A 15210-nucleotide genomic window follows, 5' to 3' on the forward strand; every position below is an offset into this window, starting at 1 on the left:
CCTCAGCCCGGGTACGCGTTGGCGGGTAGCCCGGCGCCACCGGGCCGGAACGGGCCGGGCGCGTGCACGACGCAGGTCTGCGCGTACTCGGCCAGCCCTTCCTCGGCGTACTCACGGCCGTAGCCGGAGCGCTTCACCCCACCGAACGGCGCCCGCAGCGACAGCCCGGTGCGGTTGTGCGTGTTGACGAAGACGAAGCCCGCCTCGACCCGACGGGCCAGCGCGAACGCCCGCTCCTCGTCGGCCGACCAGACCGAACCGCCAAGGCCCAGCTCGTCGGCGTTGACCCGGGCCAGCAGTTCCTCGTCGTCGTCGTAGAGCAGCAGCGGCACCGTCGGCCCGAACTGCTCCCCGGTGATCACCTCGGCGTCGTCCGGTGCGTCCAGCACGAGCGTCGGGGCCACGAAGTACCCGCCGGCCAGGTCGGTGCCACCGTCGACAGTGCCCAGCGGCAGCGCCGTGGCACCCCGGGCGACGGCCGCCGCGACGATCCGCTCGATCCGGGCGACGGCACCGGCCGAGATGACCGGGCCCATGCTCACCCCCGGCGTGAGCGCGTCACCGACGCGCAGCACCTCCGCCGCGGCGGCCCGGTACGCCGCCACGAACTCGTCGCGGCGGCCGCGGTGTACATACAGGCGCTTGGCAGCCATGCACACCTGGCCGCTGGTGGCGAAACTCGCCAGGACCAGCCGGCGCATCGGCTCGGTGCCCAGGTCGGCGTCCGGCAGGAAGATCGCCGCGTCGTTGCCGCCCAGCTCCAGCACTACCGGTGTGGTCTGGGTGGCCGCGGTCGCCGCCACCTGCCGGGCCGCCACGCCGCCGCCGGTGAACGCCACCTTGCGCACCAGCGGGTGTCCGACCAACGCCGCACCGGCGGCGGCGTCGCCGTGGACGACCGCCAGCGTCCCGTCGGGCAGCGCCCCGGCGAGCAGGCGCAGCACCTCCGAGACCGCCAGCGGGGCCAGCGGCGAGGGCTTGACCACCACCGCGTTGCCGGCGGCGAGGGCCGGGGCCACCTTGAGCAGGGTGAGGATGATCGGCGCATTCCACGGCGTGATCGCGGCGACCACACCGTACGGCCGGGGCAGCCGCAGCAGCCGACCGGCCGCGTCGTCGATCTCCCGATCCGCGTACGCCGCCGGGGCGTGCTCGATGACCCAGCGCAGGTACGTGCCGGCGAACCCGACCTCGCCGCGGCAGTCGGCGAGCACCTTGCCCGACTCCCGGGCCAGCAGCCCGGCCAGCGGTTCGAGCCGCCCGGCGATCGCGTCGGCGCCGGCGGCCAGCGCGGCGAGCCGCCGCGCGATGCCGGCGGCCGCCCAGCCCCGCTGCGCGGCGTCGGCCCGGCGGACCAGGACGTCCACCCGCTCAGGCCCGCTCACACCGACCGTGCCGACCAGCTCGGTGACCCTGGACGGGTTCACCCGCTCGATCACCGGGCCGCCGCCGGGTGCCGTCATGCCCGTACCACCGGCTGTCCGGTGTCGGGGCGCAGCGAGGCGATCATGGAGCTGCGCAGCAGATACGCGCGGGCCGCCTTCGGATCCTCGGCCAGCGCGCGCAGACCGGCCAGATGCGCGGACCGTAACTGTGGATCGGTGGCCCGCATCCGGCGGTAGTTCTGGTCGGAGACCTCCTGCACGTAGGTCAGTGCGATCCGGCGCCGCTCGTCGGCCACCGCCGTCACCGCCCGGTCCAGCTCCCCACCGTCCGGTGCCGTGCTGCCCGAGGCCAGCACCTGCGCGTAGGCGACCGCGTCGTGGATGCCCGAGTTCATGCCCAGCCCACCGAGCGGGTTGTTGACGTGCGCGGCGTCGCCGGCCAGCAGCACCCGCCCCTGCCGGAACGTCGCGGCGACCCGCTGGTGCACGCGGTACAAACTGGCGTGCGCCACCCGCCACGGCCGGCCCGGATCGGCGATCGCCCGCAGCCGCCGGTCGAGCCGGCCCAGCTCGTGCGCGTCAGGGGTGTCCTCGGGGGTGGGCAGCAGCACCCGCCAGTGGTCCGGCGTGCGCAGCAGCACCGACCACTCGACCGGATCGAAGACGTAGTTGACGTACGCCAGCGGGCCGAGCAGAACTGGCAGGTCCTCGTCGGTGGAGGCCACCAGGAACCGTTCGGGGTAAGTGATCCCGTCGAACGGTAACTCCAGCGCCCGCCGTACCGCCGAACTGGCGCCGTCGGCCGCGATCAGCCAGTCGCCGGCCACCTCCCGGCCGTCCTCGGCGACCGCGACCACACCGCCGTCGGCCTGATCCGCGGCCTGTCGTACCGAGTCGACCGGCCAACCGAAGCGGACCCGGGCCGTCGGTTGCCCGGCCAGGTGCGCCAGCAGGATCACGCACAGCTTCGACTGCTCGCACTGCACCCGGTACGGGTACGGGGTGTCCTCGGCGAGCACCGAGAGGTCCAGCTCCGCGATCAGTCCCTCCCGGCGATCCCGGTAGGCGAACGTCGGCGCCACCAGCCCGCGCGCCAACAGGTCCGCGCCGACCCCCAACGCCTCGAGCATCTCCAGCGTCGGCGGGTGGAACGTGGAGGCACGGGACTCGGCGGCGAGGGCGTCACCGGCCTCCAGCACGGTCACCTCGCAGCCCCGGCGGGCCAGCGCGAGCGCCGCGGTCAGCCCGACCGGCCCCGCTCCGGCGATCAGTACGTGCATCAGGCGTACCTCCGATCGAGAGTCAGCGCATCGTCCTGGCCGACCAGCGCGGTGAACGACGACCAGGCGAGCCGGGGCACCGCGCCGGCGTGACCGTCCCGGCCGATCGCGGCGTAGGCGGCGGCAGCCGCGCGCAGCGCGGCCAGCATCGGCGCGACCGGGTGCAGCACGACCCGGACCCCGAGCGCGCCGAGCGCGTCGTCGGGCGGGAAGGCGCGCACACCAGCCGCCTCCGAGCGATTCACCACCAGGGGTACGCCGGGCAGCGCGGTACGCACCGCCGCCAACTCCTCGGCGGTGTCCACACCCTCCAGGAAGACCGCGTCGGCGCCGGCGTCGGCGAACCGGCCGGCCCGCTCGATCGCCTCGTCGAGGCCGGCCACCGAGTAGGCGTCGGTGCGGCCGATCAGCACCAGGCCGGTGCCCGCCTCGGCGATCGCCCGGATCTTCGCCGTCGCACCCGCGATGTCCAACAGCTCCTTGCCGGCCAGGTGGCCGCAGCGCTTCGGGCTGACCTGGTCCTCCAGGTGCAGCCCGGCGGCGCCGGCCGCCGCGTACCGCTGGGCGGTCCAGACCGCGTGCAGCGGATTGCCGTAGCCGGTGTCCGCGTCGGCGATCAGCGGCACGCCGGCCAGCGCCGGGACCAGCCGCGCGGCCCGCTCCGCGACGTGTGTGCCGTGCAGGTATCCCAGGTCGGGAAGGCCCAGCTCGACCGCGGCGCAGACCGCACCGGACAGGTGCACGACGTGGTGCCCGGCCTCGGCGGCCAGCGCGGCGGTGAGCGGGTCGTGTACGCCGGGGGCGTGCACCGGCGAGGCGCCGCCCAGCAGCGCCCGCAGCACGTCGGCCGGGCGTGCGGTCGCCGCGCCGCCGGCCGTGATCGAGGGCGAAGCCTGCGCTGGGGCGGTCTCGCCCCGGGTCATGACCGGCCGTGCAGCGCGAAGCCGCCCTCGACGCCGACGACCCGAGGGTTGGTGAAGAACCGCAGGGTCTCGGCGGTGCCCTCCTCGCCGTACCCGGACAGCCCGAACGCCGGGCGCGGGCTGAACAGGTGCAGGCTGAGCACCGAGGAGCCGTTGACCTTGACCTCGCCGGCCCGGATCCGGCGGGCCACGGCCAGCGCGGCCTCCTCGTCCGCGCCGAGCACGTACGCCTCCAGCCCGTACGACGTGCCGTTGGCCAGCGCCACCGCCTCGTCGACGGTGGCGTACGGGTGCACCGCTGCCACGGGCCCGAAGATCTCGTCGCCGGTGTGCGCGGCGGCCACGCCGGTGACCAGCGTCGGGGCGAGGAAGTTCCCGCCGGCCAGCGGCCCGGCCGCCGGCAGCGTGGTGCCGGTTACCGCGGTTCCGCCGTGGGCCAGCAGGTCGTCGCGGGCGGCCACCACCCGGGCCAGGTGCCGGGAGTGCACCAGCGGACCGAGGTCGGTCGCGGGGTCCAACGGCGCGCCGGCGACCAGGCCGGCGAGCCGGTCGGCGATCGCGGCGACGATCTCGTCGTGCCGGTCGGCGGGCACGATCAGCCGACCCAGCGCCCGGCACCACTGCCCGTTGAGGGTGCTGAGCAGGTCGACCGCGGCCCGGGCGACATCGGCGACGTCGGCGTCGGGGAGCACGACCAGCGGGTTGTTCCCGCCGAGCTCGAGCTGCACCGGCTTGATGTCGTAGGCGCAGGCCGCCGCGACCGCCCGCCCGGCGGCGAGCCCGCCGGTGAAGGAGACCGCCCGGATCCGGGGATCGCCGACCAGGGCCGCACCGGCCTCGGCCCCGCCGTGCACGAGCTGGAACACCCCGGCCGGCACGCCGGAGGCGGCGAGCGTGGCCCCGACGACGGCGGCGAGCCGTTGGCTGCCGTGCGGGGCGTACTCGCTGGGCTTGAGGATCGTGGGGCAGCCGGCGGCGAGCGCGTTCGCGACCTTGTGCGCGGCCATCGGCGCGGGCGCGTTCCACGGCGCCACACAGGCGGCCGGACCCCAGGGCAGTCGTTCGGCGTACGCGATCCGGCCGTCCTCGCGCTGGAACTCCTGGCTCTGCGGGCCCTGCCGCAGTTGGGCGGCGGCCAGCCGGAACGAGCCGCCGAGGATCACGCCCAGCGGTGTGGTCTGCCGGATCGGCACGCCGGTGGTCGCCGCCTCCAGCGCGCAGATCTCGGCCGCGACGCCCTCGACCGCATCGGCGACGGCGTCCAGTACGTCGGCGCGATCAGGGGCCGGTAGCGCGGCCCAGCTCCCGGCCTCGTGCGCCGCCGACGCGGCGGCGACGGCGGCCTCGATCCGGTGCGGCGGCGTGCCGGCAGCCGGTCGCCGCACCGCCCCGGTCGCCGGATCCTCCAGGTCGAATCCGAGCGGTGTGTCGCTGGGTGTCCAGACCTCGTCGACCAGGTCGGCGAGATCGGGCAGGTCCGGTTGGTGGGGCCCGGTCACCCGGCCACCGCCGCGAACAGGTTGTTGGACCGGTTGCTGGTGACCATGCCGGCCGCCTCCAACCGGCCGCGCTCCGGCGGGAACGTCATCACCAGCCCCATCGCCAGGTCGCGAAGCGCCCGGCCGACGGGCCCGTTCATGGTGGCACTCGACGTGCCGCACGCCTTGAGCGCGCCGACCGCCACGTCGAAGCACGCCTCGCAGATCGAGCCCTTGGCCAACCGCCACTGCTGGTAGACCTCGGCGTGCGGGTGCAGCGGTGGCTCGCTGGTCTCCAGCAGCAACTGGCGGCGCAGCCAGAGGTACGCCGTCTCCAGCCGTTCGGTCATATTGCCGATGATCACCTGGTGCATGGGGCTCTCCGCGATCGGCCGGCCGGTGTCGGCGAAGGTCTTCTCGGTGAGCCTGGTCAGCGTGTCGTCGTAGACACTCTGCGCCGCGCCCACGTAGACCGCCGTGATGGCCAGCTGGTTGCCGACGAAGCTGCCCCGGCTGCACTGCAACATCTTCACGAACGCGCCGGGCACGGTGAGCGCCTCGTCGGCCGGGATGAAGACGTCGTCGAGCCGGATGCCGTGGTTGGCCGAGCCGCGCATGCCGATGCCGTCCCAGCTCGGCCGTGAGGCGACCCCTGCGGCATCTCGGGGCACGAGGAACAGTGCCAGCCCGTCCGCTGTCTCGTGCCCGGCGAGCCGGGCGGTGACCAGGTAGGTGTCGGCGACGCCGGTGGCGCAGCCGAACGACTTCTCGCCGCTGAGCGACCAGCCGTCGACGCCGTCGCGACTGGCCGGGGTGGCGGTGGTGGAGATGGCGATGTTGGCCGACGAGCTCTTCACCGCCTCGCTGGCGAAGTTGGCCAGCCACACCCCACCGGCCATCCGGGTCAGCACCTTCTCGGCGAAGGCCCGCACGGCGGGGACGTCGTCGTCGTCGAAGAGGCCGCGTTCGATCGCCTCCAGCGGCAGCAGGCCCCGGGAGGCGCTGGTGTTGTGGAAGAAGAAGGCCAACGCCGTCGACGGGCACGCGCTGCCCATCGCGAAGGTGGCGGCGGCGAGGTCGCGCAGGCCGCCGCCGAGGCCGCCGTACTCCTGCGGAACCACCAGGCCGAGCAGCCCGGCATCGCGCAGCAGCGCGACGTGCGCGGCGGGGAACACCCCGTCGGCGTCGGCCTGCGCGGCGGCGGCCCGCAGCGCGGGCAGCACCTTCTCCACCCGGGCCGCACGATCCTGCTCGGCCGGGGTGAGGTCGTCGATGAGCCGTCCGCCGGTGGACATGTGGGTCACTCCTCTGGGTTGGTGGCGGGGAGCCGGGGACAGGACACCCCGAGTTGACGGGCGAGGAAGACCAGGTCGCGGGTGCGCAGGGCGTCCGCTCGTCCGCTGAGGGTGGTGTCGAAGCCGGTGACCCCGCTCTTCATCGCGACCGTGGCGTTGACCAGGCCGAGCCCGCGCTGGGTCCGCAGCCGCACCCGAAGTGAGGCGCGGCGGGCGCGCACGGTGGCGTCGGCGAGCACTGCCCGCACCTGCACCGGGCTGGCGTCGGCCTTCTCGACCAGGGTGACGGCGGTGTGCCCGGCACGCAGCAACTGGTCCAGCTCGGCGAGGGTGGCATCCTCGCCGCCGGGCCGGAAGGCGTCGGCGATCATCGGGCCGGGCGTTGCCCGCACCGTGAAGCCGGCCATCGCCAAAGTGTTCGCGCGCAGGCGGGAGAGCCGGCCCCCGATCGCGATGTCGATTCTCTCCGGCAGCGGGTCGGCGAGCTGGCTCCACACGCTGGAGTGGAACAGCAACGGGGCGCCGACCCGGGGGGTGCTCGCGGCGAGCACCTCGCCGACGAAGATCGTGTGGTCGCCGCCGGGGTAGGCATGCACGACCCGGCAGTCCAACCAGGCGGTCGCGTTGGCCAGGACCGGGCAGCCGGTCTCGGCGTGCGCCCAGTCCAACCCGGCGAAGCGGTCGGTGATCTCGGGGCGCATGCCGGCGAAGCGCTGGCCGATGCCGGCCTGGCCCTTGCCGAGGAAGCTGATCGCGAAGACGCCGGCCCGCTCCACCAGGGCGTGGCTGGGAAGGTGGACGCCCAGGCAGACGGAGACCAGCGGCGGGTTGAGGCTGACCGAGGAGAACGAGCTCGCCGTCATGCCGTGCGGCCGGCCGTCGACGACAGTGGTCACGACACCGACGCCACTGGGCCACTGGGCGAGGGCCGAGCGGAACGTGATGCTGTCGACCGACACTGGCAGGCTCTCCGTTTCGCATCAGGAAACGCCGTTACCAGAAACGTAACGAGGGGTGGTGTCCCGTGTCAACCGCCGTTTGGTCCGGGCGGGCCGGCGACACCCGGGACACGCTGTTTCGCTGGGCGGAATCGAGCGACCTACACTGCTCGGGAGACCGGACAAAAACGAACAGCGCTGTGGAGGACCACCCATGACCAATCGGACATCCGCGGTGACGGCGCCGGCCGTTGCGGAGGACGGCGACGGCCAGTCCCGCTCGATCGCGGCGGTCGAGCGGGCGATGGACGTGCTGCTCTACTTCGGGCGCAGCGGACGACCGGACCTGGGCGTCACCGAGATCGCGACCGCGCTGGGCCTGACCAAGGCCGCCGTGCACCGCATCCTCACGGCGTTGCGCAGCCGGGATCTGATCATCGTCGACCCGACCACCCGTCGCTACGCACTGGGCCACGCGGCCGTCACGCTCGGCCGGGCCTACCTGGCCCGCACCGACCTGCGCGCGATGGCCGGTCCGGAGCTGCGCGCGCTGGCGGCCCAGACGGGCGAGACCGCCACGCTGTCGCTGCGCCGGGGCGACACCCGGCTGTACGTCGACCAGGTGGTGCCCGAGCACGAGCTGCGGCTGGACGTCAACATCGGCATCCCGTACCCGCTGCATGCCGGCAGTTCGTCAAAGGCGTTCCTGGCCTTCGTCGCCGAGGACGAGTTCGACGCCTACCTGGAGCGGCACCGGCTCGTCGAGGTCACCGACCGCACCATCACCGACCCTGCGAAGCTGCGCAAGGAGATGGCGGCCATCCGCAAGCGCGGCTATGCCACCTCGCGCGGCGAACGCCAGCCCGGCGCGACGTCGATCGCGGCACCGGTCTACGACCACGACGGGCACGTGGTGGCGGTCGTCAGCGTGGCCGGGCCGGTGGGGCGGTTCAAGCCGGACTCGCCCGAGCTGGCGAAGTCGCTACTGGAGGCGACCGGCCGGATCTCCGCTCAGCTCGGTTACAGCGGCACCTGACCGACCTGCCCGGGTCACAGCGCCGCGAGCGGCTTCAGCACGCCGAGCGCCGCGGCGGCCAGCACGCTGCCCCAGATGCCCCACACGTAGGGCAGGCAGCCGTCGATCGCCCGCCGCAGCGTGCGCTCCACCTCCGGCGTGGAGCCGGTCGTCATCAGGGTGCCGAAGGCCGGTCCGAACGGGCGCAGGGTGAGCCGGATGCCCAGTCCGCAGGCGATCGCGACGCTGTAGAGCAGGATCTTGCCGCCCAGCCACCTCGGGTTGGTGTCCACGCCGAACGGTGCGGCGGCGAAGAGCGTGTAGAGCGCGGTCCCGGCCAGGCCGGCGATCAGCACGATCCGGACCGTCCAGTCCGCCCGGCGTACCCACCGGTGGTGGCCAGGGCGGTGGTGGTCGGAGATCGTGGCGGCCAGCCACGCCGCCGCGAACATCCAGACCAGTGCGACGATCGGCCAGCCGAACGGGTTGATTCCGAAGACCCGCGCGCCGTGCGGGTCCAGCGCCATCAGCGTGACGCCGCTGGGCAGGAAGAGCACCAGGCAGATCTTGGGCCCCAGGTCGAGCCCGCCCATGATCTTCAGCGCGGTGGCCCGGGCGGCCGGAGTGAGGTCGGGCTTGAGGACGAACCGGCTCGACCAGAAGACCCCGAGATCTCCACCCAGCCAGAAGACGAAGAGCACGATGTGCAGCAGAATCCACCAGCCGTGCGGGTGCGGTCCCATGAAGCCTCCTTGACGCCTCGATCATTAATGGAAACACTGTATTCGCAGTCGAAACAATGGCCGCATCGCCGGGGCGTTGTCGAGCGGGAGGGCCCGAAGCCGTTGAGGTCGTACCTGTACGTGCCCGGGGACGCGCCCGACAAGCTGGCCAAGGCGGCGGGGCGCGGCGCGGACGCGGTGATCGTCGATCTGGAGGACGCGGTGCCGCAGGCCGGCAAGGACGCCGCCCGCTCGGCGGTCGCCGCCTTCCTGCGCTCCGCACCACCCGGGGTCGCCTGGTGGGTGCGGATCAACCCGGGCCGGTTGGGCCACGTCGACGCGGCGACCGTCGTGGGGCCGGGGCTCGCCGGGCTCTGTGTGGCGAAGGCCGAGTCCGCCGCCGAACTGGTCGCCCTGGACGAGGTTCTCGGCGCGGCCGAGTCGGCGGCCGGGTCGCCGGTGGGCACGACCCCCGTGGTGCCGCTGCTGGAGTCGGCGGCGGCCGTGGTCGCGGTCCTCGACATCGCCCGCTCACCCCGGGTACGGCGGCTGCAACTCGGCGAGGCGGACCTGCGCGCCGACCTCGGTGTCACGCTCGGGCCGGACGAGCGGGAACTGCTCTTCGTCCGCTCACAGGTGGTGCTGGCCAGCGCGGCGGTCGGCATCGAGCCTCCGGTGGGGCCGGTCAGCACCGACTTCCGGGACCTGGTCGCGCTGCGCGAGTCGACGACGGCGCTGCGGCGGCTCGGCTTCGTCGGCCGGGCCTGTATCCACCCGGCGCAGGTAGCGGTGGTGAACGAGGTGTTCACCCCCGCACCCGACGAGGTGGCGACGGCGGCGGACCTGGTGGCCCGCTTCGACGCGGCGGTCCGCGACGGCGTGGGAGTCTGCCTCGACGCACAGGGCCGGCTGGTGGACGAGGCGGTGGTCCGCTCCGCCCGGCGCCTGCTCGCCCTGGCCGTGTAGACGCCCGCCCGGGGCCCAGGCATCTGCCGAGCACGCGCGGCTGCGGCGGTGGGCACGGCTGCCCCGAGCCGCTCTCAGCGATCCGAGGCGGTCAGCGCGAGTAGCGCCGATGGCGTCTCCCCGGCACCGGTGGCGCCGAGCACGGCGTCGCGCAGCGCGGCGATCCGCGCCGGTGGAACCGCCCGCTCGGCGTTGAGCTGGAACTTCGTCGCCAGATCGGCCGCGCTCAACGGATGCTGCGGCCCGCCGCGCGATGAGTCGACCCGGTGCTCCATGAGGGCACCGCCGCGGGTCCGCACCCGCAGCACCGCCGCGAACGCACGCGGGAACAGCTCCGACGCCCGGGGGTCGGCCACGCACCGGACCCGGGCCGCCAGCGCCAGCCGGTCGGCCGGCAGCTCGCCGGCGAAGTCGTCGAGCGACAACCCCAGACCGCCACCGCCGAGCAGCGCCGCCGCGATCGTGTACGGGCCGGAGAACTTCGCGTGGTACGCGCTGCGCGGGCGGGTCTTCTCGGCAATGGGTTCGGCGATGGTACGCAGCACCGGGGCGGCCACCCCCAGCTCGATCTCGGCGACGTCGGCCGGGTCGAGCCCGCCGGCCCGCAGCGCCAGGGCGCAGTCGACGCCGGGGTGGGTGAAGTGGTTCGACGGGTACGGCTTGTAGACCGTGCGCAACACCTCCCACTCGGTGCCCAGCCCGCGCAGCAGCGCGTCGGCGGTGAAGTCGCCGGTGTGCGCGGTGAAGAAGCCGAACCGTCCCTCCAGCACGGTCGGTGGCCCGGTCAGCCCGTCGGCCGCCAGCACCGCCGCACTCACCCCGGCGTGGGCGGCCCAGCCGCAGTGGGCCTGCTTGACCGAGCCGCCGGTGCGGTTGGCCTCCAGGATGCCGGCGCCCATGCTCGCGGCGATCCCGATGGCATGGCCGATGCCCACGTCGTCCAGGCCGTAGAGCAGGCCGGCCGCGACGGCAGCGCCGATCGTGCCGCAGATCGAGGTGGCGTGCTGGCCCCGCTCGAAGAAGACGTTGGCCCCTGTTGCGGGCAGGTAGCCGGCCATGCCGAGCCGGTTGGTGATCTCGATCCCGGCGGCCACCGCCGCGACCAGGGCCGCGCCGCCGGCGGCCGCACCGGTCTCGACCGCCTCCGCGGCGGCGAGCGCGGCCGGCACGACGCTGGCGCTCGGGTGTAGCACCGAGGGCAGGTGCGTGTCGTCGAAGTCCAGCGAGTGGGCCAGTACCCCGTTGACCAGAGCAGCGGCCGGGGCGGGCAGCCGATCGCCGGAGCCGATGACGGTGGCCTCGCCGATGCCGCCCCAGCGCCGCACGGACCGCAGCGCGGCAGCCGCGGCGTCGGCCCCCGGGTCGGCGTGCGCTGCCAGGGCCAGCCCCAGGATGTCCAGCACCCGGCCGGGGATGTCGGCGCGGACGGCTTCCGGTACTCCGTGGTCACGGCAGTCGACCGCGAAGCGCGCCAGCCGGGCGCTGAGCGTGGGCTCGTCGCCCGGCGCAGCCGTGGTCCCGGCCGTACCTCCGCCCGCCGTCACGGCAGAACCGCCAGCGGGCGGACCGGGGCGCCGGTGGCTCCGACGATGGGCAGCGGGTTGAGCACGAACAGGAACTCCCGGACCCCGGTGTCCAGCAGCGCGGCCAGGTTCATCGTCTCCACGATGTTGATCCCGTGCTCCACCAGCAGGATCCGGTGCACCGGCAGGGTGGCGTGCCCGCGTCCGGGCGCGAGGTGCTCGAAGGCGATCGTCTCGCCACCGACCACCCTGGGCGCGCGCTCGGCGAGCCAGCGCGCGGCGGCCACCCCGGGGCCGGGTACGCCGTCGGCGAGCCCGACGAATGCTGCTCCGTCGCTCCACCGCCGCGACCAGCCGGTGCCGATCAGGACCGCGTCGCCCGGTGCGATCGGGGTGTTCCCGGCGGCCCGCTCCAGGTCGTCCGGAGTGATCTCGTAACCCGCCGGCAGCACGGCGGTGGAGTGCACGGCGGCGACGTCGAGCAGCACGGCCCGTCCGACGTACGGGTCGAACGTCTCGATGCCCAGCTCCGCGAAGCCTTCGTGGGACTGCGCTGCCGCGGCCGGCCGGCCGGAGTGCACGAGTCCGTCCTGCGAGACGTGGGCCAGCGCGTCGACGTGGGTACCGACGTGCCCGCCGGTGATGATGACCTCGTTGGCGGCGCTGCCGCCGTCGGCGCGCACCAGGTCGCCGTGGCGGCGCTCGATCACCATCCGGAACGGCGGGTGGTTCGGTGACTGGGGCATTCCCTGGCGCATCGGCTGGGCCAGGTCGATGACCCGGGCCCCGGCCAGCGCCGGCCACAGCGCGGTGACGCCGGGGTCGACGTCGGGTTGCGGTGCACCGGGCACGGGACCTCCACTTGGACCGACCGAGGTTGGGACGTCAATCTAGCCGCCATCTCTCAGTAATGGAAACCCTGTCACGTTCTCCGAAACGCAGACGGTGAAGGGGGTGCGCGGTGGCGCGTTACGACCTGCTGGTCGAGGGCGGCGTGCTGGTGCTGCCGTACGTGGGAACGAGGTGCCCACCCTGGTCGGCGAGCATGGGGTGTGACGCGGCGGTGGTCGTGGCCGCGTCGCACCCCGTCGCCGTCACATCCCGTCGCCGGACCAGGGGCCGCGCGAACGGGACCGCACCGGCAGGGTGGAGATGACCGGCGCCTCGTCGTGCTCGTGGTAGTTGGTCGCCGTGCCGCCCCACTTGACCCACTCATCGGTGGTGTACCAGTTGACCAGCTCGCCGTCCGACCGGATGATCCAGTCGATGTCGGTCTCGGCGACGAAGTGGCCGTGCTTCACCCCGGCCGGCCGGAAGCAGTAGGTGCCCTCGTCGATGTCGCCGAAGTTGTACGCCATCTTCCCGCCGAGCGTGTAGAACTCCTCGTAGCAGGGGTGGTGGGCCAGCCGGTGGTCGCTCCAGCCCTTGTGGGCCCGGATCAGGCGGGTGTAGAAGTTGGTCACCGGGTCGCGGTGCAGCAGCTTGATGTAGAGCGGGGTGATCGGCCCGACCGTCGGGGCGGCGGTCCACTCCATGTCGTTGGAATCGACCACCGTCACCTCGCCGACGGCGGTCTCCCACCGCGCTGAGGCCGGACTCCACTGTGCCTTCCCGACGTCGAAACCGCAGTCGCCGTACTCGCGCCAGTGCAGCACCGACGAGCCCTCGCGGATTTTGATCCAGTCCATCGGCACGCCGCGGGGCACCTGAAGATAGCCGCCCGGGCCGATCTCCTGACCGCCGTAGATCAGCGAGCCGGACCGCACGAAGAACTCGGTGTCGGCGTGCGGCACGCCCGGCCCGCGCCCCCAGTCGCTGTCGAACCGCAACGCCAGCGAGGACGATCCGTCCTCCTCGTCTGTGGAGAGCCGGCGTTCGTGGACCCCGCCCTCGCCGTGCGGCAGTTCCCCGACGTGCCAGATGTAGTCATTCTCGTGAATCAGTTCGACGTGCGCTCGCACCCGCTGCTCCTCACTTCGCGTTTCAGGCCGCCCGGCAGCCGGCGGTGGTGAGATCGGCGCCGTCCGAGACCGGCATGGCTGCAATGGAAACACTGTTTCCACGGGCGCGGCAAGCCCGTCGTCTCGCAATGTTCCCCCTAGCGAAACGATGTATCCAACGCATACGATGCGTCGAATGAACGGTGCCGAGCTGTCCGCCACCCCCGGCGGTACCGCGCGCGGCGGCAGGCTCGATGCCGACTACGCCGGTGCCGGGTTCGCCCGCCGGCTCGGCTGGGGCACCCGGCCCGGGCTCGTGCTGGTCGACCCCGTCGCCGCGTACGCCGTACCCTCGTCGCCGCTGTTCCTGGCCACCGCGGAGGCCGCGATGGCCGCGATGGCCGCGCTGGTGGCGGCGGCCCGCGCCGCCCGGGTTCCGGTGGCTTTCACCGCGGTGCGGTACGCCGACGAGTCCTGCGCCGAAGCACCCCTGTTCGCCGCGAAGGTGCCGGCACTGACCGCGTTCGCCGCCGGCAACCCACTCGGCGACTTCCCGACCCAGGTCACGCCTGCCCCGGGCGATCACATCGTGTACAAGCACTACGCCAGCGCCTTCGCCGGAACCGCCCTGGCCGCCTGGCTCACCGCGGCCGGCGTCGACACGGTGGTGCTCGGCGGCTTCTCCACCAGTGGCTGCGTCCGCGCGTCGGCGGTGGACGCCCTGCAACACGGGTTCCGCCCGATGGTGGTGCGCGAGGCGTGCGCCGACCGCGATCCCGGCCCGCACGAGGCCAACCTCTTCGACCTCGACGCCAAGTATGCCGACGTGGTGCCGCTGGCCGACGCGGTCGCCCGGTTGGCCGGCCACTGACCGGACCCGTTCTCCCGACTTGAGTGGGCAGGAGCAGTCATGCGTAAGGCAGTCATCACCGGCAGCACCAGGGGGATCGGCTTCGCGCTCGCCCGCGAGCTGCTCTCGCGGGGCCACTCCGTCGTCGTCTCGGGGCGCTCGCGGACGGCCGTGGACGACGCCGTCGCACGGCTGCGCCCACAGGCCCTCACGGCAGCGACGGTCCACGGGTTCGCCGTGGACGTCACCGACGCCGAGCAGGTCGAGCGGATGTGGAGCGCCGCGGTCGACGCGCTGGGCGGCGTCGACCTGTGGATCAACAACGCCGGTGTCGCCAACACCACCCGGCCGATCGTCGACACCGCGCCGGAGGACGTCCGGACGATGGTCACCACGAACATGCTCGGCACCGTGTACGGGTCGCAGGTCGCCGTCCGCGGCATGCTCACCGCCGGCGGCGGCCAGGTCTTCAACGTGCTCGGCGGGGGCAGCGACGGCCGGATCCGCCCCGGCATGGGGGTCTACGCGGCCACCAAGCGTGGTCTGGACTCCTTCACCCGGGCACTGGCCAAGGAGGTCACCGGTACCGGCGTGCGGATCGGCCAGATCCGCCCCGGCATCCTCATCACCGAGGGGTGGCTGCGCGAGGCCGCCGCCGCGCCGGAGCAGGTGGCGCGGCAGCGCAGGTGGCTGAACATCCTGTGCGACCACGTCGAGGACGTCGCGCCGTACCTGGTCGAACGGATGCTGACCAGCACCAGGAACGGCGACGCGATCGCGTGGCTCACCACCGGCCGGATGACCCGCAAGGTCCTCATCCCCGGCAAGCGGGACGTGCTCGCCCGCTACGGACTCTGACCGGGGCCGTCATGCGCATCAATGAATCAGGGAGGGA

14 protein-coding genes are annotated in these 15210 nt (G+C 73.5%); 4 read left to right on the top strand and 10 right to left on the bottom strand.

Translation table 11 applies throughout. The annotated features are described in order from the left end of the window. Positions 1-2 precede the first annotated feature (2 nt). The 6 genes from OC439_RS13910 to OC439_RS13935 are packed head-to-tail and all read right to left on the bottom strand — an operon-like array spanning position 3 to position 7320. Complete coding sequence (locus OC439_RS13910) at positions 3-1463, bottom strand: aldehyde dehydrogenase family protein (RefSeq protein ID WP_262013761.1); 1461 nt, start codon at positions 1461-1463, stop codon at positions 3-5. After that, the gene (locus OC439_RS13915; protein ID WP_262013762.1) at positions 1460-2665 is read right to left on the bottom strand and encodes an FAD-dependent oxidoreductase; all 1206 of its coding nucleotides are present in this window, start codon (positions 2663-2665) and stop codon (positions 1460-1462) included. Before OC439_RS13915 ends, OC439_RS13910 begins: the two co-directional genes overlap by 4 nt. Continuing rightward, positions 2665-3588, bottom strand: coding sequence for an oxaloacetate decarboxylase (locus OC439_RS13920; RefSeq protein ID WP_262013763.1), 924 nt, complete (start codon positions 3586-3588; stop codon positions 2665-2667). Before OC439_RS13920 ends, OC439_RS13915 begins: the two co-directional genes overlap by 1 nt. Next, positions 3585-5087 (bottom strand): aldehyde dehydrogenase family protein, encoded by a 1503-nt coding sequence (locus tag OC439_RS13925; protein WP_262013764.1) that lies wholly within the window; start codon positions 5085-5087, stop codon positions 3585-3587. Before OC439_RS13925 ends, OC439_RS13920 begins: the two co-directional genes overlap by 4 nt. Then, the gene (locus OC439_RS13930) at positions 5084-6361 is read right to left on the bottom strand and encodes an acyl-CoA dehydrogenase family protein (protein WP_262013765.1); all 1278 of its coding nucleotides are present in this window, start codon (positions 6359-6361) and stop codon (positions 5084-5086) included. Before OC439_RS13930 ends, OC439_RS13925 begins: the two co-directional genes overlap by 4 nt. A gap of 5 nt (positions 6362-6366) precedes the next feature. Further along, positions 6367-7320 carry a flavin reductase gene (locus OC439_RS13935; protein WP_262013766.1) on the bottom strand — a complete coding sequence of 318 codons (954 nt, stop codon included), beginning with the start codon at positions 7318-7320 and terminating at the stop codon, positions 6367-6369. A gap of 193 nt (positions 7321-7513) precedes the next feature. Here OC439_RS13935 and OC439_RS13940 point away from each other — a divergent pair, with 193 nt between their 5' ends. Continuing rightward, on the top strand, positions 7514-8335 hold the full coding sequence (locus OC439_RS13940) for an IclR family transcriptional regulator (protein ID WP_262013767.1): 822 nt from the start codon (positions 7514-7516) through the stop codon (positions 8333-8335). Between the two features lie 14 nt (positions 8336-8349). Here OC439_RS13940 and OC439_RS13945 read toward each other — a convergent pair whose 3' ends face one another. Further along, positions 8350-9057, bottom strand: coding sequence for a hypothetical protein (locus OC439_RS13945; RefSeq protein WP_262013768.1), 708 nt, complete (start codon positions 9055-9057; stop codon positions 8350-8352). A gap of 102 nt (positions 9058-9159) precedes the next feature. On the opposite strand from OC439_RS13945, the gene OC439_RS13950 reads away from it, so the two are divergent. After that, the gene (locus OC439_RS13950) at positions 9160-10002 is read left to right on the top strand and encodes an HpcH/HpaI aldolase/citrate lyase family protein (protein WP_262013769.1); all 843 of its coding nucleotides are present in this window, start codon (positions 9160-9162) and stop codon (positions 10000-10002) included. 74 nt (positions 10003-10076) lie between these two features. On the opposite strand, the gene OC439_RS13955 is transcribed toward OC439_RS13950, so the two are convergent. The 3 genes from OC439_RS13955 to OC439_RS13965 form a co-directional block, all read right to left on the bottom strand. Next, entirely contained in the window at positions 10077-11546 is a 1470-nt protein-coding gene (locus tag OC439_RS13955; RefSeq protein WP_262013770.1) for an MmgE/PrpD family protein, read from the bottom strand. Beyond that, on the bottom strand, positions 11543-12376 hold the full coding sequence (locus tag OC439_RS13960) for a cyclase family protein (protein ID WP_262013771.1): 834 nt from the start codon (positions 12374-12376) through the stop codon (positions 11543-11545). The genes OC439_RS13955 and OC439_RS13960 overlap by 4 nt, the downstream gene beginning before the upstream one ends. Positions 12377-12619: 243 nt before the next feature. Next, complete coding sequence (locus OC439_RS13965; RefSeq protein WP_262013772.1) at positions 12620-13486, bottom strand: DUF4437 domain-containing protein; 867 nt, start codon at positions 13484-13486, stop codon at positions 12620-12622. Between the two features lie 175 nt (positions 13487-13661). Here OC439_RS13965 and OC439_RS13970 point away from each other — a divergent pair, with 175 nt between their 5' ends. After that, complete coding sequence (locus tag OC439_RS13970) at positions 13662-14336, top strand: isochorismatase family protein (RefSeq protein WP_262013773.1); 675 nt, start codon at positions 13662-13664, stop codon at positions 14334-14336. A 39-nt stretch (positions 14337-14375) separates the two neighbouring features. Continuing rightward, a complete protein-coding gene (locus tag OC439_RS13975) occupies positions 14376-15173 on the top strand; it encodes an SDR family oxidoreductase (RefSeq protein WP_262013774.1) in 798 nt (265 codons plus the stop codon). The last annotated feature ends 37 nt before the right edge of the window (positions 15174-15210 follow it).

It is taken from the genome of Micromonospora sp. Mcm103 (assembly GCF_024519755.1).
Taxonomy (GTDB): Bacteria; Actinomycetota; Actinomycetes; order Mycobacteriales; family Micromonosporaceae; genus Micromonospora; species Micromonospora aurantiaca.

Excerpts from the sequence above, each read along its gene's own strand:
- OC439_RS13910 (WP_262013761.1), bottom strand. The coding sequence starts at position 1,463 with ATGACGGCACCCGGCGGCGGCCCGGTGATCGAGCGGGTGAACCCGTCC.
- OC439_RS13915 (WP_262013762.1), bottom strand. The coding sequence starts at position 2,665 with ATGCACGTACTGATCGCCGGAGCGGGGCCGGTCGGGCTGACCGCGGCG.
- OC439_RS13920 (WP_262013763.1), bottom strand. The coding sequence starts at position 3,588 with ATGACCCGGGGCGAGACCGCCCCAGCGCAGGCTTCGCCCTCGATCACG.
- OC439_RS13930 (WP_262013765.1), bottom strand. The coding sequence starts at position 6,361 with ATGTCCACCGGCGGACGGCTCATCGACGACCTCACCCCGGCCGAGCAG.
- OC439_RS13940 (WP_262013767.1), top strand. The coding sequence starts at position 7,514 with ATGACCAATCGGACATCCGCGGTGACGGCGCCGGCCGTTGCGGAGGAC.
- OC439_RS13945 (WP_262013768.1), bottom strand. The coding sequence starts at position 9,057 with ATGGGACCGCACCCGCACGGCTGGTGGATTCTGCTGCACATCGTGCTC.
- OC439_RS13970 (WP_262013773.1), top strand. The coding sequence starts at position 13,662 with ATGAACGGTGCCGAGCTGTCCGCCACCCCCGGCGGTACCGCGCGCGGC.
- OC439_RS13975 (WP_262013774.1), top strand. The coding sequence starts at position 14,376 with ATGCGTAAGGCAGTCATCACCGGCAGCACCAGGGGGATCGGCTTCGCG.